This is a genomic window from Pseudomonas syringae group sp. 26L6, assembly GCF_032587815.1.
GTDB lineage: Bacteria > Pseudomonadota > Gammaproteobacteria > Pseudomonadales > Pseudomonadaceae > Aquipseudomonas > Aquipseudomonas amygdali.
In genome coordinates this window covers 1-18,438 of record NZ_JAWHPJ010000057.1, presented here as the reverse complement: position 1 = coordinate 18,438, position 18,438 = coordinate 1, and the positions used below count along the sequence as shown (strand labels likewise).

The 18,438-nt window shown below is 59.0% G+C and carries 16 protein-coding genes; 6 read left to right on the top strand and 10 right to left on the bottom strand.

Translation table 11 applies throughout. From position 1 onward, the window contains the following. Positions 1-25 precede the first annotated feature (25 nt). The gene (locus RYA97_RS25045; protein WP_081003807.1) at positions 26-2,221 is read right to left on the bottom strand and encodes an autotransporter outer membrane beta-barrel domain-containing protein; all 2,196 of its coding nucleotides are present in this window, start codon (positions 2,219-2,221) and stop codon (positions 26-28) included. Between the two features lie 321 nt (positions 2,222-2,542). Continuing rightward, a complete protein-coding gene (locus tag RYA97_RS25040; protein ID WP_117139865.1) occupies positions 2,543-4,591 on the bottom strand; it encodes a hypothetical protein in 2,049 nt (682 codons plus the stop codon). A gap of 372 nt (positions 4,592-4,963) precedes the next feature. Here RYA97_RS25040 and RYA97_RS25035 point away from each other — a divergent pair, with 372 nt between their 5' ends. The 3 genes from RYA97_RS25035 to xopAW all read left to right on the top strand — a co-directional run bounded on the left by RYA97_RS25035 (position 4,964) and on the right by xopAW (position 7,609). Continuing rightward, positions 4,964-5,713, top strand: coding sequence for a response regulator (locus RYA97_RS25035; RefSeq protein ID WP_004661894.1), 750 nt, complete (start codon positions 4,964-4,966; stop codon positions 5,711-5,713). Then, the gene (locus RYA97_RS25030; RefSeq protein ID WP_117139866.1) at positions 5,710-6,735 is read left to right on the top strand and encodes a sensor histidine kinase; all 1,026 of its coding nucleotides are present in this window, start codon (positions 5,710-5,712) and stop codon (positions 6,733-6,735) included. The genes RYA97_RS25035 and RYA97_RS25030 overlap by 4 nt, the downstream gene beginning before the upstream one ends. A 115-nt stretch (positions 6,736-6,850) precedes the next feature. Then, the gene (gene xopAW, locus RYA97_RS25025; protein ID WP_005745270.1) at positions 6,851-7,609 is read left to right on the top strand and encodes an EF-hand domain-containing protein; all 759 of its coding nucleotides are present in this window, start codon (positions 6,851-6,853) and stop codon (positions 7,607-7,609) included. Positions 7,610-7,654: 45 nt separating this feature from the next. On the opposite strand, the gene RYA97_RS25020 is transcribed toward xopAW, so the two are convergent. The 8 genes from RYA97_RS25020 to RYA97_RS24985 form a co-directional block, all read right to left on the bottom strand. Further along, the gene (locus tag RYA97_RS25020; RefSeq protein WP_005745269.1) at positions 7,655-8,704 is read right to left on the bottom strand and encodes an AI-2E family transporter; all 1,050 of its coding nucleotides are present in this window, start codon (positions 8,702-8,704) and stop codon (positions 7,655-7,657) included. Positions 8,705-8,795: 91 nt separating this feature from the next. Then, positions 8,796-9,614, bottom strand: a complete 819-nt coding sequence (locus RYA97_RS25015) for a DUF4892 domain-containing protein (protein ID WP_198661929.1) — start codon at positions 9,612-9,614, stop codon at positions 8,796-8,798. Between the two features lie 139 nt (positions 9,615-9,753). Continuing rightward, positions 9,754-10,608: an alpha/beta fold hydrolase gene (locus tag RYA97_RS25010; protein WP_005779928.1), complete on the bottom strand. Its 855-nt coding sequence runs from the start codon at positions 10,606-10,608 to the stop codon at positions 9,754-9,756. After that, positions 10,605-11,414, bottom strand: coding sequence for an alpha/beta fold hydrolase (locus RYA97_RS25005; protein ID WP_005745265.1), 810 nt, complete (start codon positions 11,412-11,414; stop codon positions 10,605-10,607). The genes RYA97_RS25010 and RYA97_RS25005 overlap by 4 nt, the downstream gene beginning before the upstream one ends. 119 nt (positions 11,415-11,533) lie before the next feature. Then, the gene (locus RYA97_RS25000) at positions 11,534-11,977 is read right to left on the bottom strand and encodes a hotdog fold thioesterase (protein WP_005745264.1); all 444 of its coding nucleotides are present in this window, start codon (positions 11,975-11,977) and stop codon (positions 11,534-11,536) included. A 60-nt stretch (positions 11,978-12,037) separates the two neighbouring features. Beyond that, positions 12,038-12,493: a phosphohistidine phosphatase SixA gene (gene sixA, locus RYA97_RS24995; RefSeq protein WP_005745263.1), complete on the bottom strand. Its 456-nt coding sequence runs from the start codon at positions 12,491-12,493 to the stop codon at positions 12,038-12,040. Next, on the bottom strand, positions 12,490-12,834 hold the full coding sequence (locus tag RYA97_RS24990) for a DUF4389 domain-containing protein (protein WP_004658921.1): 345 nt from the start codon (positions 12,832-12,834) through the stop codon (positions 12,490-12,492). The genes sixA and RYA97_RS24990 overlap by 4 nt, the downstream gene beginning before the upstream one ends. A 25-nt stretch (positions 12,835-12,859) precedes the next feature. After that, on the bottom strand, positions 12,860-13,885 hold the full coding sequence (locus RYA97_RS24985) for an NAD(P)H-dependent glycerol-3-phosphate dehydrogenase (RefSeq protein WP_005745262.1): 1,026 nt from the start codon (positions 13,883-13,885) through the stop codon (positions 12,860-12,862). 285 nt (positions 13,886-14,170) lie between these two features. Between RYA97_RS24985 and RYA97_RS24980 the strand changes: the two genes are divergently transcribed. The 3 genes from RYA97_RS24980 to fabB all read left to right on the top strand — a co-directional run bounded on the left by RYA97_RS24980 (position 14,171) and on the right by fabB (position 18,079). Further along, a complete protein-coding gene (locus tag RYA97_RS24980; RefSeq protein WP_005745261.1) occupies positions 14,171-16,108 on the top strand; it encodes an ATP-binding protein in 1,938 nt (645 codons plus the stop codon). A gap of 221 nt (positions 16,109-16,329) precedes the next feature. Next, positions 16,330-16,845: a 3-hydroxyacyl-[acyl-carrier-protein] dehydratase FabA gene (gene fabA / locus RYA97_RS24975; protein WP_002552989.1), complete on the top strand. Its 516-nt coding sequence runs from the start codon at positions 16,330-16,332 to the stop codon at positions 16,843-16,845. 10 nt (positions 16,846-16,855) lie between these two features. Beyond that, positions 16,856-18,079, top strand: a complete 1,224-nt coding sequence (fabB, locus tag RYA97_RS24970) for a beta-ketoacyl-ACP synthase I (protein ID WP_002552988.1) — start codon at positions 16,856-16,858, stop codon at positions 18,077-18,079. The last annotated feature ends 359 nt before the right edge of the window (positions 18,080-18,438 follow it).

The window sequence follows — 18,438 nt, the reverse complement described above, 5'->3', positions numbered from 1 at the left end:
ATCAGCGCCAGTCGCTTCACTGTCACTACCAGCTGTAACGCAAGCCTGCACTGGCACCCCACGGCTGTTCGATGGCATCGCTGTTGCTGTAATCGAAATCAGCATGCAGCTGCAGGTTGTCAGATAGCGACACCGAAACGCCCGCACCCAATTCGCCACGGGAACCAGAGAGGTCGTTATTGAACATGTTGTCGTTGACCTTGACCTCGTTCCTGTTGACGAATTCGTGAGCCACGGCAACCCGCACGTAAGGTTGTAGCGTACGCCCCTTGCCCACATCAAAACTGCGCCCCGCCGTCGTACCGACCTTGCCGAGCAGCGACCGGCTGCGGTCACCTTCAGCATGCATACCGTTATCCAGTGCATAGTCCTTGCCCTGAACGACCAGGCCCGCCAGTTGGGTATAGGGTTCGAGAAAATAACCGTTGTCCAGTTTGATGTGCCGCCCCAGCTCCAGTGACGCGCCAACCCCCAGATTGTCGTAGTTGCCGCGCGTGCGGGAACCATCGCTGAGATTGACTCTGGCCTTGTTTTTGAACTGATTGAGTTTGATCACGCCATCGACGTAGTAGCCGCTCTCGCTGTCCAGCCAAGTGCTGTAAGCGCCCAGCGAGTAGCTGTCGACCTTGCCACTGGCACCGTGATCCAGGCTGAGGTCGGACGTGCTCTGTCCGATCATGACACCCGCCAGCCATTGCCCCGACCCCACAGGCAGCTTGCCATCTGCGCCAAGAGCAACACCGCTCTGAACCTGCTGATATCCGAAGCCCGAGGCGTCGGCGACATTGAATTTGTTGCCGTAGGTACGCATCCAGCCACCGGAACGGGCCTGGTCCATGCGCAACTCACCCATGCGCGAACGTAACGTGCTCAACTCTCCGTACCAGACAGTCGGTGCGGTATTGAACAACGCCATGACAGTCTGTGCGCCCGGGCTGATGGTTCGGGTGGCGGTGTCCAGATACCAGTCGTTTGCGCCATGCTTGATCAGGTCATAGGACCATGCCCCCAGATCCACGGCGCCGCCTGCCAGGGAAAAACTGGCATCGCCGGCTGCGGCATGTACTACGTGCAGAGAGGTGTCACTGAGAGGATCGGTACCGGTGCTGCCGATAAGCAAGGAATGGCTGCCGGTTGCATTGCCGGTGATATCCAGAAAGTCTGTGGCCGCGCCGCCGAAATCCACGTCCATCATGAACGTGCCGCTCCCTGACAGGCTTGCAAGTGACAAGGTGTAAAACGAGGCCGCGTCACCAAACCTGACCGACCCGCCATTCATGGAAACGTTACCCACCTGGCTGTTTTCGACCATCGTCCACTGCCCCCCGCTGGCAAGCGAAAAACTGGCGACGTTCTGCAGACGTCCGGTCAGGGTTGCATTGTTTTGTAATACCAGGCCAGCAGTACTGCCTGCGTCAGCGAATATGTCGCCCAGCAATTGACTGTTGTCGACGGTCATATTGGCTGTAGAACCGTTGATCAGCTCCAGTATCTTGCCGTTGCCGCCGGTCAGCGTGGAGCCATTTTTGACGAAAATAGTGGCAGTGGCAGGCGCCCCGGTGGGCGTTCCGACAATCAGTGCCGAATCCGTGACACCTTCGACCCGGGTCCCTTCCAGGGTCAATAGATTGCTCGAGGGCACGCCGGGGTCGGCACGCATACGGATCCCATATTGCTGCCCGGTGATGGTGCTGTCGGACGCCTTCACAGTGGAGTCAAACATCTCCACGCCTCTGCCGTTGGTGCCCGTGGCCGTTACTGCGCTGTGCTCCAGTGTCAGATTGGCGAGCGAGCCGGCATTAACGCCACGATTGGTTGCCGTGATCGTGCTGCCGATAACCGTTGCCGTGGAGCCAACCAGTTGCGCAGTGTTATTGCCCATCCCCATACCATCCGCGCCACCCGTCAGCTGGCTTCCGGTAATCAAGGCATTTGCCCCGGTCAACGAGACTGCTGTGCCGGTAGCCGCGCTGACCTGACTGCCATTGAGTGTCAGCTGCGCGCCGGTGACTGTAGATATTTGCAGGGTGGTCGCGCCATTGGCGGTCAGCACCCCATTGCTGCCCACCCGATAGCTGTCCAGCGGGGTCGTGGCCTCAATGGTCACGGGGCCATTGACAGAGGTTTGCGCAAAGACAGAACTGCTGGACAGGAAGGGGGAGAGAAACGCCATGATCTTTAGTGTTCGTGAGAGCGGAAGCAGCGCGAATGGAGCATTCATTATGGTGTATTACCTGAATGAAACGGCGTTGAACCCCGTGGTCTTTGCCCGAACCTGGCCACGAGAAAGAGGCCGGAAGATTACGGGGATCAAACTGAATGCTCTGTAGGACGTATCCTATGTAAATGTAGGGAGGTTCTGGTATTGAGGCTCTGCCAGTCGTTAATTTACGGGGAGGTACCGGTAAGCGTAGGCAAAATGCCCCCATACGCACAGCTTCATTAAACTGTTTGGGAGCAACCTGGGCCGGCGCAATAACTGAAAACACGGCGCGCAGAGGATCGCAGGCACCTTCTGCCTGTGATCCGTCTTTAAAGCCCCCTACACGATAGGACACGATCCATTTGCCCAGTACATACCCACCTCGGCAGTGGTTTCCAGTGAGGTAATGGTGGAGCCCTTCAGAGTGAACGAATACTTGATCTTCCCGCGCGCGTTTCTGCCATGACCAGCAGGGTCATAAGTGGGCAGAAGATGTATCTCGTATGGCGTGACCAGCCAAGTAAAGCCCGTGACTGGATAATCGTCCCCCAACACAATATTTTCGGTCTTTGCGGCACCTGAAATAGGCGTATCGTCTTTCGGATCCTGCGGAAAAGCGTTCCAGTACAGAGTGACGGTATCGCCTGCCGCCAGATAGTTCGATAGATCAGGAACGACCACCCGCACACCTGGCTCTCCTGAGGATGGATTGGCAGGATCCTTATAGAGCGAGGTGCAATTCAGCCATCCGCCTGAACTGGTACCTTCAAAGACCGGGGCATCGGGAGTGATGACCACAGCACTCACGTCGACCCGCGTATCCGGCGATTGTTGCGAATTCTCTGAGTCGGCGGCACGAATGCTGTAATGAACCGGCAAATCAGGGCGATTACCTTCAAATTCGATATAACTCCAGGGTATTTTGACCTCGCGCTCATTTCCGGCCGCATCAGTGTCTGCCACGGTGTATTGCACCTCAGGCACATGGCTTGCGCCCCAGTAGAAATCTACAACTTCGCCCGGCAGAAGCGGGTCATAAAGTTTGAATCTGACACTGGCATCCTTCTTATCGTCCGACGGCTTCAAGACATTCAGCTCGTTGGAAACTTCGCCGTAGACCTCGACCGGTAACAACTGATCGTTGATTGGATCAGGCCAGTCAGGATCAGGAAAGGGATCAGGTCCGATAGTGGAGAAATTGACATTGACACTGATGCTTTTCACTTCGGACGGAACAACGCCACGCAGGACTCGATAACTCACTGTAGTCGGCTGATCACCGCCAGTCGCTTGAACGTACTGATCACGCAACACCGTGTCAGGAACCCTGACCGAAAACGGAAACTGCGGGACCTCTCCCATGTATTCAGGCCACAGTACTGCTGTACCCCAGGTAACCTCGATACGATCGGTAGGCTTCCAGTTATCGAACGACTCGATCTGCACCTCGACGCCCATTCGTGCGTCAGGCAGGTTGATCAGATTATCCGGAGGCGACGCCAGTGGCACCAGCGGGTCCTTCAGATTGTCGGGCAGCAGACCCAACGCTACTTCTATGCGCTTGTAGTTGGAAAGCGGACTGCGGTTGGTCGCTTTGTCCACCAGAAAGTAAGCGACATAGTAGGCCTCATCCTTGGAGTCGCCAATTATATCAACCGGGAATGTCACCTTATTACCCGTCGCGCTGGCCACGTCAACGACATCGACAGGAGCCGGCAGATCTGCGGGCTCGTCGGGAAACGGAGTGCCAACCCAATAGAACGCTACCTTGTCGCCGGGTTTCCAGTCGTCGTAGTCAGGCAACGTGCCGACAATACCGCCCGGATTGTCATCCAGAAACGCCTGGGTCAACTGATCTGTGTTCAGACTCATCTGCCCGGGCTCAACATGCCCGCCGGGCGGCGTGGTATCGACGATCAGCTTGAGCAGCGGGCTGACAGTCTCCTGGTCGTTCGGCTGCCTGATCCGATAGCGAAGACTGTAAACACCGTCTGCCGGTTTGGGGAATCCAGGCGAAAGGGTGGCCAGCGGAATGTTGATCAGCTTCGGAAAGGTGCCAACGGCCACTGGCGCAGTGACCGTATCTGTAAACACTTCCACGAATCCGTCGTCAGCCGGTACTTCACCCACTGCCCAATCGATGAAAAAGGTATCGGATGCGCCATCCTCAGTGACCAACTGCGCCCACTGGGCGAGAGTAACGTCAAGAAATGTACCGAGCAAAACGTCCTTGTTCAACGTCCCGTCCGTCGGGTCCACGATGTTGGCCACTTGCGCCACTGCGAGCTCTGCCTTGAGGTCCATACCCCGCAGACTGCGCGCCAGCCTGTACGCGATGCGCGCCGCCTGGCTTTGTTCAGGTGTCAGTGTTGTTTTCGAATCGACCATAATCAGCACTCCTTTGCTACCGATTGCCGCCCCCCTCCCTTCACAGGAGCCCCGCGGCAGGTTGATGTGTGAAAAGCTCTCTCGATGAGCGCTTCTCTTTCAGCACACAGGTCATCCGGACCTGCGCTCCATCTGATTAAACGGCAGTTACCTGAGACGGGATACTGTCAGAACTACCAGTAGCCAGTAGCAGGGGCGAGCCGGAAAGCACATTCGACAGTTTTTGTATCAGGCCGGATACATTTCTGAAATGCCCTCGACATTCGATCACGTCACCCTTCCGCCGCAACTCCCGGCGAAGTAGCATGAGGAGCAGCGTTGATCTTCAACAGCGGCCAGACAACGGCGGCACACGCAGGCGACAGACGCACTATGCAAGCACTTCCCGACACCCCCCTGGATGCCACATCGACCGAACAACGCTGGAGCGTTCGCGCGCTGATTGTCGATGACGATGTGGCCATTCGCGAACTGCTCTGCGATTACCTGACGCGCTTCAATATCAACGCTCGTGGCGTCACCGACGGCACGCAGATGCGTCAGGCATTGACCGATGAAACCTTCGACGTGGTGGTGCTCGACCTGATGCTGCCCGGTGAAGACGGCCTGTCGCTGTGCCGCTGGCTGCGCAGCACCTCGGACATCCCGATTCTGATGCTGACCGCCCGCTGCGAACCGACTGACCGGATCATTGGTCTGGAACTGGGTGCCGACGATTACATGGCCAAGCCGTTCGAGCCGCGCGAGCTGGTCGCGCGTATTCAGACCATTCTGCGCCGGGTACGCGACGAACGCAGCGATCAGCGCACCACCATTCGCTTTGACGCCTGGCGGCTGAACAGCGTGCTGCGTCAATTGACAGCCGCCGACGGTCTGGTGGTGCCGTTGTCCAACGCCGAGTTCCGTCTGCTGCGCGTATTTCTCGAACGGCCGCACCGGGTGCTTAGCCGTGAACAGTTGCTGGACGCCGCCCGAGGCCGATCGATCGAGGCGTTCGACCGCAGCATCGATTTGCTCGTCTCGCGTTTGCGTCAGAAGCTCGGCGACGATCCGAAGAACCCGCAGTTGATCAAGACTGTGCGCGGTGAAGGCTATTTGTTCGATGCCAGGGAGCTGGGTTGATCCGCCGGTTCGACACGCTGTTTGCGCGCCTTTTCGGGGGCGCACTGCTGGCTATTCTGCTGGCGCATTTACTGGCTTTCATCTGGTTCACCCAATACGGCATGCGCCCTCCACCTGATGACCGCCCAGACGCGCAGCATTCGCAGGATGATCAAGGGCGACGTCATCGACCGCCACCGGGTGGCCCGCTGGTGCTGCTGTTCTTTCAGTTCGTCACCCTCATTGTTGCTGCATGGTATGGCGCCAAGGCACTGAGCCGCCCGGTACAGCGCCTGAGCGAGGCCGCCGAGCGCCTCAGTGAAGACCTGGACAGCCCGCCCCTTGAAATAAGCGGCCCGCAGGAAGCACGCCAGGCTGCGCAGACCTTCAACCTCATGCAGCGCAAGATCCGCGAACAGATGCAGCAGCGCGGGCGCATGCTGGCTGCGGTATCCCATGACCTGCGCACGCCCCTTTCGCGGCTCAAACTGCGTGTTGAACAGATCGAAGAGCCAAGGCTGCATGGCCAGATGACTCAGGACCTCAACGACATGATCAGCATGCTCGACGCCACGCTCGCCTACCTCAATGAGCATCGGCGCAGCGAAGCGTTGCAGCACTTCGACCTGCAGGCGCTGATCGAATCCCAGGCCGAGAATGCGCAGGACAATGGCGATGATGTGCAGTACCAAGGCCAGTGCAAGCCGCTCAGAACACAACCGATGGCACTGCGTTCGTGCCTGCAGAACCTGGTCGACAACGCGCTTCGCTATGCCGGTAGCGTCCATATCGTGATCGAGGACAGCGCCGAACGCGTACGCATATCGGTCGTTGATCACGGACCGGGCATTGCCCCTGAATTTCACGAAGCGGTGTTTGAGCCGTTCTATCGCCTGGAAGGTTCGCGCAACCGCAACTCCGGCGGTATCGGCATGGGCATGAGCATCGCCCGTGAGGCTGCGCGAAGAATCGGCGGCGAGCTGACGCTTGCGCAAACACCGGGTGGCGGCCTGACCGCGATACTGAATCTGCCGCGCCTGTGACACATTCTGTATCACACCGCGTACAAAGCTTAAATCTCCAGGACAACTGACGCCCCGAGGCTGCAAAAGCCGGTACACCGCTACCGGACACATTTATCTCAGGGGAGTGAGACTCATGATCAACGGGATCAGCAGCAGCTTTTCCAGCTACACCAGCTCGACCAGTGCCACCGCCAGCACCAACAGCAAGAAGTTTCAGGAAGAGTTGCTGGCAAAACTGGACACCGATGGCGACGGCAGCATCGGCAAGGATGAGCTGAGCTCGGCCTTGTCGTCGAACAGCAAGGACGGCATTACTGTCAGCCTGAGCAAGGCGTTCAGCGATCTGGACAGCAATGACGATGACAGCCTGGATGCCGATGAGCTGGCCGCCATGACACCGCCACCGCCGCCGCCCATGCAGTCGGTCGATGAGCAGGCAGAAGACCTGCTCGGCTCGCTGGACAGCGATGGCGATGGCGCGATCAGCAGCGACGAGCTGACCACCGGCCTGAGCAATGCGGGCAGCACGGCGAACAGCAACCAGGTGTTCGATGCACTGGACACTGACGAAGACGGCACAGTCAGCCTTGAAGAGCTGGTCGCCGGTATGCAACCGCAACAGCCCCCTGCCGGTATGCCGCCCGCGCAAATGAGCACCTCCGGCAGCACTGACAGCGCCAGCCTGTTCAGTACCCTCGACAGCGATAGCAACGACAGTATCAGCGCTTCCGAGTTGTCGGCCGCGTTGAAACAGAGTGACAACACCATTGATCAGGGCAACACCAACCAGATTGCGACTCAGGCCTTGAACAAGATGATCGCCGCACTCAGCGAAAAATATGACACCCAGAGCAGTAAGCCAGTCGGTAAGTACCTGAACACCGCTGCGTAAAGCGAGGCTCCGCCGCCCGTCCTGGTGCGGCGGAAACTTTCGCCGTCAGCGGCTGCTGCGGGCACGCTCGCTGCCGACCCAGTCGGTCAGCAGGCTATAGGCTACCGCCAGCAGGGTCGGGCCGATGAACAGGCCGATGAAGCCGAACGCCAGCAATCCGCCGAACACACCCAACAAGACAATCACCAGCGGCAGATTGCCGCCCCTGCTGATCAGGTATGGCTTGAGCACGTTGTCCACGCCACTGATGATGAACATCCCCCAGATGCCCAGAAATATCGCCATGCCGTACTCGCCCTGCCAGACCAGCCAGGCAGTGGCAGGCAGCCAGACCAGCGGCGGGCCCATCGGGATCAGACTGAACAGAAAAGTCAGAATACCCAGCACCAACGCGCCGGGAATGCCCGCGATCAGGAAGCCGATCAGCGCCAGTACCGCCTGGGCCGCTGCCGTACCGATGACCCCGTTGACCACGCGTTGCACCGTGCCAGCGACCAGATCCAGATAATACTGGGCGCGCTCCCCGATCAGGCGCTCCAGCAGGCTGAGCACGAATGCGGCCAGGCGCGGACCGTCCCTGTAAAAGAAGAAGGCGAAGACGATGCTCAGGGTCAGTTCCAGAATCCCGCTGCCAATCTGCGCACTGCGTGCCAGCACCCAGTTACCGACCTGCCCCAGATGCGGTTTGAGCGTCGCCATGAACGCCGCGCCTTGCTGATCGATGGTGGTCCACAGCGCTACCAGTCGTTCGCCCACCAGCGGAATACCCGCCAGCCACTGCGGTGGATCGGGCAAGCCGTCGACCTGAATATCCTTGATCAGGCCTGTAGCGTCACGCACATGGTCGGCGAGATTGAAGCCCAGCCATACCAGCGGCGCCGCGACCAGCAGCATCCAGCACAGGCACATCACCAGCGCGGCCAACGACTCACGGCCCTTGAACCAGCGGGTCAGCAAACGCATCAGCGGCCAGCTGGCAAACGCCAGCACCGCGCCCCAGATCAGTGCCGACCAGAAAGGTGCCATCACCCAGAGGCAGGCACCGAATAGCGCGAGCAGCAGAATCTGCACCAGTAAACGATCATTGTTGAACATGCGGCATCCACGAATAGGCTCGGAGGTCACGAGCATAAGGCTGAACAAGGCTGACGTCAGCCATTGTTCGCCATAACCTTACGCATCAGGGTTAGCGGATGACCTCGATCACCAGCCCCTGGCTATCGGCAGCGCCCGCTTCCAGACGCGCAGCGCGCACGCCCTTGGCCACCAGAGCGTCGCGCCATGCACTTGCACTCGGGCCGGAGACGGTTGCGCGCAGCGTGCTGTCCAGATTCAGACCGCGGGAAATCAGCGTGACCCAAGCTTCCTGTGGCTCGCCACCCAGCTTGGGCAATACCAGCTTGCCCGTGCTTTTCAGTTGGCGCAGCAATGTCGCCGAGGTTGGCAGCAGTTCACCCAGCGGCGCAGCCGATTCAAACTGCTCAACATGCAGGTACGCCCGACGGTTACCACGAGTGATGCTGTATAGCGCGACGAGGGTTTCACTCCGGGGCTCGGCCAGACGCAACAACAAGTAGGCCTGCCGGTCGTCCGCACCATACAGCTTGGCATTACCAAACACCTCGTTGGCCCACAGACTGCTTTCTCCGCAATCACGCGCCTGACACCAGAACAGCAATTCTGCACCCTGCTGCTGCAAGGCTTCACGAGCGGCGGTAAAGGCGTCGTCGGATGCATGTTCGGCAGGCAGTTGATAGGTAACCGACGTCAGAGTGCCGCGTGCACTGATCTGGCCGTCGAAACGCAACTGACCGCTGATCTTGCGGATCGAGCCCATCGGATAGACACGCTCAAGCTCGGCGGCAGGACGATAGTCTACGATTTCGGTATCGGTCAGACGGGGCAAAATCTCCAGATCACGACTGCCCAGCGCATCGGCAGCGAAAAGGACAGCGCTGAACAGCGACATGCACAACGCCGCAACGGGAACACTTGATAAACGCATGAGTGCTCTCATCGGCAGGCAAGCAGGGGGCGAGAATAAAAAAGATCGCCGACAAGGCGGTCGCGAGAGGCTGCGGATTGATCCATCACGGTTGACTCCTGTTTCAACCCGCCCAGCGTCGGCAGTTGCCGGTCTCAAGTCAAGAAGCAGCGAAAAAGCGATTGATACAGTGTGCAACAGAAAGTGCTCCGTGCTCATCGTTCAGGTGCAAATGATGCCCACCGGCCAGCCGTTCGACGTCAAAGGGTAGCGCTGACAGCAGCTCCTGCCTTTGCGCCAGCATGCCATCGGAGGCAACCACCAATTGCGTCGGGCAACGAATGCCGTGAACGAACGCCATGGCCTGTTGATCCGTGAAGCGTATTGCGGAGGGTAAGGTCAGGCGGCTGTCGCTGCGCCAGGTGTAACCGCCCGGCACCGGCATCAAACCCCGCTGAGCCAGCAGCTCGGCCGCCTCGCGACTGACCGCCACCACGCCTTTCATCCGCGCCTGAATGGCTCGATCCTGATCCTGATAAACCGGTTTTTTCTTGTTCGCCAGTTCGAGTTGCGCCTGCATGGCGGCACCCATTCGCTCGGCGGCGGATTCGGCCTTGCCCGTCAATGGCAGCAGACCGTCGATCAGCGCCAGGCGCGTGACCCGCTCGGGTAGCGAGCTTGCCAGCAACACAGAGATGATCGCGCCCAGCGAGTGCCCCAACAGGGCAAAGCGCTGCCAGCCAAGTTGCTCGGCGACGCGCAGCACGTCGAATGCATAATCAGCCAGTGTATAGGACGAGCCTGCCGGTCGGTGATCAGAATGACCGTGCCCCGCCAGGTCCAGCGCCACGACCTGTAGCCCCTCAAGACGTGGTGCGAGCCGGGCGAAACTGTTGGCGTTGTCGAGCCAGCCGTGCAGCGCGATAACCGGCTGACCGTCCTTGGGGCCGTACAGATGAGCCGCCAGCTCGATATGCCCCAGGCTCAGGCGCACTTCCTCCACCGCAAGCGTCATGCACTGGCCCTGGAGGCGCTGCGGGCGTTCCAGCGAGCAAATAGCGTCTTGAGCAGCAACGCCGTTTCATACGGTCGTTCAAGTGGAAACATGTGCCCTCCGGGCATGGACAGGTATTCGCCTTCGCGCATGCGTCGGGCAAGGTAACCATGATGAGGCATGATCACCCGGCTGTGTTGGCCACGCACCATGGCCAGCGGTACCTTGAGCTGCCGCGATGGTATTGGGCTGGTGTGAGGAATGCTGCGGTAAATACTGATTTCCGTCGCCGGGTCAAAGCGCAGACGCAACTGCTCGCCATCCTGCTGCAGGCCGTGTTCAAGGTAAGCGGTCAGGCAGTCGGGATCGAAACGGCGAAACAGGGTCTTGCTGGCAAAATAGGTGCGGGCTGCGTCCAGATCGGCAAATGCCTCGCGACGGCCCAGTGTGCGGCCCGCTGGCGTGATGCGGTCAATGAAACCCAGACGTTTGGCTGCGCGGATGAACAACTGATCAGCCAGACCCAGCACCGGCGAATCCAGCATCACCACGCCACGATAAAGTTGCGGACAGCGCAGCGCGGCATGCAGGTGCAGAACCCCGCCCAGCGAGTGCCCCACACCCCATACCGGGCCGGGCTGCTCACGCAGATGATGGATCAGCTCATCGACCAGGTTCAGCCAGTTGTCATCCACCGGAAAGCGCGGGTCGTGAGCATGCTGATCAAGGTGCATGACGGCATATTCCGGTGCCAGCGCGCAGAACAGCTTTCCATAGGTAGCCGATGGAAAACCGTTGGCGTGAGCGAAGAACACGGGCTGCGACATACCGATACTTCCAGAGGCCGTACGAGCCGCAATTGTGCGCAGCCGCTTCAAGCAACAGCAATGACTGGAACTGCCATCGCAGATGGCACTCCGGCCATCCACAAATCAGGCGCATGAACTCAGCGGGCAGGCGGCTCCTGGCCATGTGGCACAACCGCCACGGTCAGACGCGATATGCAGCTGAGCTTGCCTTCTTCGGTGCTGATGCGGATGTCCCATACATGGGTGGTGCGGCCGATGTGCACGGGACGTACAACACCGGTTACACGTCCGGTACGCACGCCGCGCAGATGGTTGGCGTTGACCTCGAGCCCGACGCAAAAATACTTGCTCGGGTCGACAATCAGGTAGCTGGCCATCGACCCCAGAGACTCGGCCAGCACCACGGATGCACCGCCATGCAGCAGCCCGAAAGGCTGATGGGTACGCTGATCGACGACCATGCTGGCCGTCAGGGAATCGTCCGTGAACGATTCGAAGCGGATATCCAGCACCTCGCCAATAGTGCTTTTCTGAGCCGCCATAAGGGCTTCGATATCAGGAGCCTGACGCCATACACTCATGTTAAATCCTTTTTCAAAGTGGGCCGCGTTCGCGGTGGTTCATTACTCGAACAGACCGTTTCAAACGTGTCGAACGCTGTTGAGCTGCATTGCGCCAGCCAGCACGAACTCGCCTTCCAGCTCGGCCAGACTGGCGGTACTCATAGGCTCGGCCTGCTGCGGACTGCCGTGAGCCATTACGCCGATCAATTCGCCCACCAAGGGTTGATGACTGACCAGCAGCACTTCATCGACGCCCAGCTTGTCCAGCTGGAGCAACACCTCACGCGGGCTGCTGTCCGGCGTCAGCCAGGGCACCGTCACGACCGGGTCATTGACCCCCAGCGACTGACGTACCAGCTCGGCAGTCTGCTGTGCACGAACATAGGGGCTGGCGATGATCCGCTGCACCGACTTGTCACTCAGGTGCAGTGCACTTTTGAGCACTTCTTCACGCCCGTGTGCCGTAAGCTCGCGTTCGGCATCACTGCGCGCCCGCGACTGCGCTTCGCCGTGACGCAATACCCAGACCTTCACAGTTTTGGCTCTTCGTCACGCACCGGATGCGGCGCTGGCGGAACATGATGAGCCGCCTCGCCTTCAGGGGCGCGCGGCGCTGGCCAGTCGGCGAAGGGCCAGGGCTTATGGTCGCTGTGAAACGTCCCGAAACGACCAATCTGGGCCAGGTACTGGCTGACACTGTCGCCGAAATTCATCAGGCCGCCATTCGGTGCGCCATAGATAAGGCGATAAACCAATTGCACCAGCACTACGCCCGCCAGAATGATCTGTGCAACGTGCCATACACCCAGAAACAGCAGCATCCATAGAATGCGCAGCAGGATCGATTCGTTATGCTGGATTTTCGACTCGTTCAAGACGTTCTCCCTGATCGGAATGAGTTCAATTAAAGCCGGTAATCGAAATGAAATCGACGTCCGTCTTGGGCTCGGCACGCATCAACGCCTCGATGACCTGACTGAGCGTACGGCCTTCAAAAAGAATCGCATGCAGCCCGGCGACCAACGGCATATAGACCTGAACCTCCTGCGCTTTGACCTTGAGCACCTTGAGCGTGTTCACGCCCTCGGCTACTTCGCCCAGACGAGTGACCGCCTCCTCCAGCGTCAGCCCCTGGCCCAGCGCAAACCCGACCTGATAATTGCGACTTTTGGGTGAGGAGCAGGTGACGATCAGATCGCCCACCCCGGCCAGGCCGAGAAAGGTCATCGGGTTGGCACCCTGACTGACCGCAAAACGGGTCATTTCGGCCAGCGCCCGGGTGATCAGCATGCTCTTGGTGTTTTCGCCCATGTCCAGCGCTACGGCCATGCCAGCGATAATTGCGTAGACGTTCTTCAATGCCCCACCCAGCTCTACACCAAACCGGTCGTTGCTGGCATAGACCCGAAAAGTACGACCATGCAGCGCGGCCTGGACCTGCTGACACAGCGCCTCGTCTTCGCTGGCAACCACGGTGGCGGTCAACGCATGCTCGGCGATCTCCCGGGCCAGGTTGGGCCCGGACAATACGCCGATACGCGCCTGGGGAACGATCTCTTCGAGGATCTGGCTCATCAATTTGAAGCTCTGCGCTTCAATACCTTTGGTCAGGCTGACCAGCATCTTGCCGTTCAGGCGCTCGACATGGGGCGAGAGTACCGCGCGCAGTGCGCTTGAAGGCAGAGCGACGAAAATCAGCTCGCAGGCCTCAAGCGTGGCGGTGATGTCGGTTACCGGCTCGACTTCGGGCCGAACCTTGACGCCCTTGAGGTAACGGGGGTTCTCACGGTTGACGCGAATCGCCTGCGCCTGCTCCGGATCACGCATCCACTGGAGAACCTGATGGCCGTTCTCGGCCAGCAGATTTGCAATGGCAGTGCCGAAGCTGCCACCACCAAGAACCGCGACTGGTTGCTGTGTGGTCATAAAACTATCCATCCAGAGCCATGCAAGTGGCGATGCCAGCATTATACGGAGCGCCGCGGTATCGGCCAGCAACAAAGCTGATCTGTCGAGCATGCAGGGCGGCATGCGACAACAAGTTCGCTGGAAACGCGCGCTATCTCGGTTAACATGCGTGCACAGCATGAATTATCGAGACACCCGGCACTGCGCTGCACAGCCGGACCGGGTCGCGACCAACGGGCGAACAGGCATGGACGCATCAATCGAGTCACCAGCGCAAAGCATTGCGCGCAAGGCACGCAGCCGATGAAATTTCGGCACTGGGATATCAATACCCGCACTCAGATCATCAGCCTGGGCCCTGCCCTGTTGTTGACGGCTCTGCTGATCAGTTTTTTCACCTTCGTGCGTATTCAGGACTTGCGTCAGGAGCTCAATCACACCGGGCAGCTCATCGCCAATCAATTGGCCATGGCCGTCGAACCGGGTGTGGCGACAGGCGATATCGATGGGTTGAAGGCGTTGATGCGCGCCACCCTGTCCATGCCCAGCGTTCGCTATGTAGAGATTCAGGACAGCTCCAATACGGCCATGATCTACATAGATCAGCCCCGCGAAAACGAGCAGTTGGTACGGCAGATGGAAATATTCCAGGCCTCCGTCTACCCACAGCGCGCAAAGGCTAACAGTCACCCCGCCACGTCGCCCAAAGGCAATCGCCAGGCACCTGAAAATACGTCGCAGAGCTATCTGGGACGAGTATTGGTCGGGATGTCCAATGAAGCCTTCAGTCGACGGCAACAGGAAATATTGCTCAAGGCCGGTGTTCTGGCGCTGGGCGCGTTGCTGTTCGCTTTTTTGCTGGCCCGCGGCCTGGCCTTGAGCCTGTCAAGACCCGTCAAGGAAATGGGCGAAGCCCTCAAGGCGATTCAGCAGGGCGACTACCATGTGCCCCTGCCGGTCAGCGACGATGCCGAGTTAGGCGCACTGGCGCGGCACATCAACAATCTGGCAGAGAACCTGCACCGCACCAGCCTTGAACAGCAGCGCTCGGTGGCGCAGTTGATCCAGACACGTGAGGAAGCCGAACAGGCCAACCGCGCCAAGTCGGATTTTCTGGCAATGATGAGTCACGAGTTGCGAACCCCCATGAACGGCGTACTGGGCATGCTGCAACTGATGGAAACCACGCGCATGACCGCTGAGCAAAGCGAGTATGCGACGCTGGCGACCGAGTCAACCGAGCACCTGCTACGGGTCATCAACGACATTCTCGATTTTTCCCGCATTGAACGCGATGCCCTGCAAATGGAAGGCATAGCGTTCAATCTGGCCGAACTGGTCAGTGCCTCGACCCACGCGTTCAACCACAGCGCGCTGCAACGCGAGCTGCTACTGGAACTGCATATTCAGCCTGGACTGGACACAGTGACCGTCACAGGCGACCCGACCCGGATCAGGCAGATCCTGGTGAATCTGATCGGCAACGCACTTAAATTTACCGAGCAAGGCAAGGTCAGCGTTGTCGCCCAATGGGCGATGCTCGACAATGACCAACTGCACTTTACCTGTGCAGTGCATGACAGCGGCATTGGTATCGACGCCGAGCGACTGGAGTCGATGTTCGATGCGTTCAAACAGGCCGACAGCTCGATTTCCAGGCGCTACGGCGGCACGGGGTTGGGACTGCCGATTGCCCGTACCCTTGCCGAACGCATGGGCGGTACATTGCGTGCCGAGAGCCAGGAGGGTTCGGGCTCTGTGTTCACGCTGCAAATCCCGCTGCCCGTTTCACGCGATGTTTCAGTGGATATCGCCAAGCCGCTGTCTGTACTCGATGCACATGGCAAGGAGCGCAGCATATTGCTGGTCGAGGACAACCCGGTGAATCGCACCGTGGTGCAGGCCATGTTGCGTAATCTGGGCTGCGAAGTCGACGTGGCGGTGGACGGCGCCGAAGCGGTGATGAAGGCAAGTGCGGGAAACCACGCACTGATTCTCATGGATTGCCGACTGCCGGTCATGGACGGCTATGAAGCCACACGTCGAATCAGGCAACTTTCCGGCCTGGAACGAATCCCAATCATTGCCCTGACTGCCAATGCACTGCAGGGTGATCGGGACGCGTGTTTACAGGCAGGTATGGATGATTACCTGGCTAAACCTTTCAAACACGCTGATTTACAGCAGCTTTTACACCGCTGGCTGCCCTTTGACGCACCTGTGACTGGCGATAAATGTTAAATTGCGGCAGTCTTGGCACGCAAATCAGCCAGCAAAATCGGCTGAATGACAAAATTCAGTGAACAGGTGTACCTTGATTTCCACCTGAGCTGTGACTTTCATTACAACGCAACAGTCTATGAGTAGGCTGCCGGACAGGGTCCTGGCGAATTGGTACGACAGGACCAGCGTTCTAGCCAGTGACGCCACAACCTGCCGCACGAGATTATTGAGGAGCTCGCATGACCAAACAACACGCCTTTACCCGGGAAGACCTGCTGCGCTGCAGTCGTGGCGAGCTGTTCGGCCCAGGTAATGCGCAACTGCCCGCCCCCAACATGCTGATGGTCGATCGCATCACACACATCAGCGACGAAGGTGGCAAGTTCAGCAAGGGTGAATTGGTCGCCGAACTGGATATCAACCCGGACCTGTGGTTTTTTGCCTGCCACTTTGAAGGTGATCCGGTGATGCCTGGATGCCTGGGCCTTGACGCCATGTGGCAACTGGTTGGTTTCTATCTTGGCTGGCAGGGCAACCCCGGCCGTGGCCGCGCCCTGGGCTCGGGCGAGGTGAAGTTTTTCGGTCAGGTGCTGCCTACCGCCAAAAAAGTCACCTACAACATTCATATCAAGCGCGTCCTGAAAGGCAAACTGAACCTGGCCATCGCCGACGGTTCAGTGAGTGTCGACGGTCGTGAAATCTATACCGCCGAAGGCCTTCGGGTCGGCGTGTTTACTTCCACTGAAAATTTCTAAGGGTACTCGCATGCGCCGCGTCGTTATCACTGGTCTGGGTATTGTTTCCTGCTTGGGCAATGACAAAGAGACCGTCACCGCTAACCTGCGTGCTAACCGCCCTGGCATCCGCTTCAACCCGGAATATGCCGAAATGGGTCTGCGCAGCCAGGTTTCCGGCTCCATCGACCTGAATCTGGAAGAGCTGATCGATCGCAAGATCTTTCGCTTCGTCGGTCATGCGGCAGCTTATGCCTACCTGGCGATGAAAGACGCAATCACTGATTCGGGTCTTACCGAGGAACAGGTTTCCAACGTGCGTACCGGCCTGATCGCTGGCAGCGGCGGCGCATCGACCCTGAACCAGATGGAAGCGCTGGATACCCTGCGCGAAAAAGGCGTCAAGCGCGTCGGCCCTTACCGTGTCACGCGGACCATGGGCAGCACCGTTTCGGCCTGCCTGGCCACGCCGTTCAAGATCAAGGGCGTGAACTACTCCATTTCGTCCGCCTGCGCCACCAGCGCTCACTGCATCGGCAACGCTGTCGAGCAGATCCAGCTGGGCAAACAGGACATCGTCTTTGCCGGTGGCGGCGAAGAAGAGCACTGGAGCCAGTCGTTCCTGTTCGACGCAATGGGCGCACTGTCCACTCAGTACAACGAGACGCCGGAAAAAGCCTCCCGCGCTTACGACGCCAAGCGTGACGGTTTCGTCATTGCCGGTGGCGGCGGCATGGTCGTTGTCGAAGAGCTGGAACACGCTCTGGCACGCGGCGCGAAAATCTATGCCGAAATCGTCGGCTACGGTGCTACATCCGACGGCTATGACATGGTTGCGCCAAGCGGTGAAGGTGCAATTCGCTGCATGCAGATGGCCCTGGGTGATATCAACTCCGGCGACATTGACTACATCAACACCCACGGCACCTCGACTCCGGTCGGCGACGCCAAGGAAATGGAAGGTGTGCGCGAAGTATTCGGCGCCAAAGCTCCGGCGATCAGCTCCACCAAGAGCCTGTCGGGCCACTCCCTGGGTGCCGCCGGTGTTCACGAAGCGATCTATTGCCTGCTGATGATGGAAAACAACTTCATCGCAGGCTCGGCGAACATCGACGAACTGGACCCGGTAGTTGCCGACATGCCGATCCTGCTCAAGACGCGTGAAGATGCGAAGCTTGACCTGGTCATGAGCAACAGCTTCGGTTTCGGTGGCACCAACGCTACGCTGGTGTTGAAGCGCTGGGCAGGCAAGTAATACTGCTTTTGCGACAAACAAAAAGGCGCCTTTCGAGGCGCCTTTTTTTATGAGTCGGGCAAAGTAGCTAGTGTTCTCCGGCATGCCCAGGCGGAGAATGGGCACGATGATGCTCTCCGGTGTACCTACAATCTTCAGAACACCTCTCGTTCCTCACGCTCCAGCGTGGGAATGCAGTTCACGACGCTCTGCGTCGCAAGAGGACGCAGAGCGTCCAGACCGGCATGCCCATGCGGAGCATGGGCACGATGATGCTCTGCGGTGTGCCTGCAGGAACGATAAATCTTCAGAACACCGCTCGTTCCTCACGCTCCAGCGTGGGAATGCAGTTCACGACGCTCTGCGTCGCAAGAGGACGC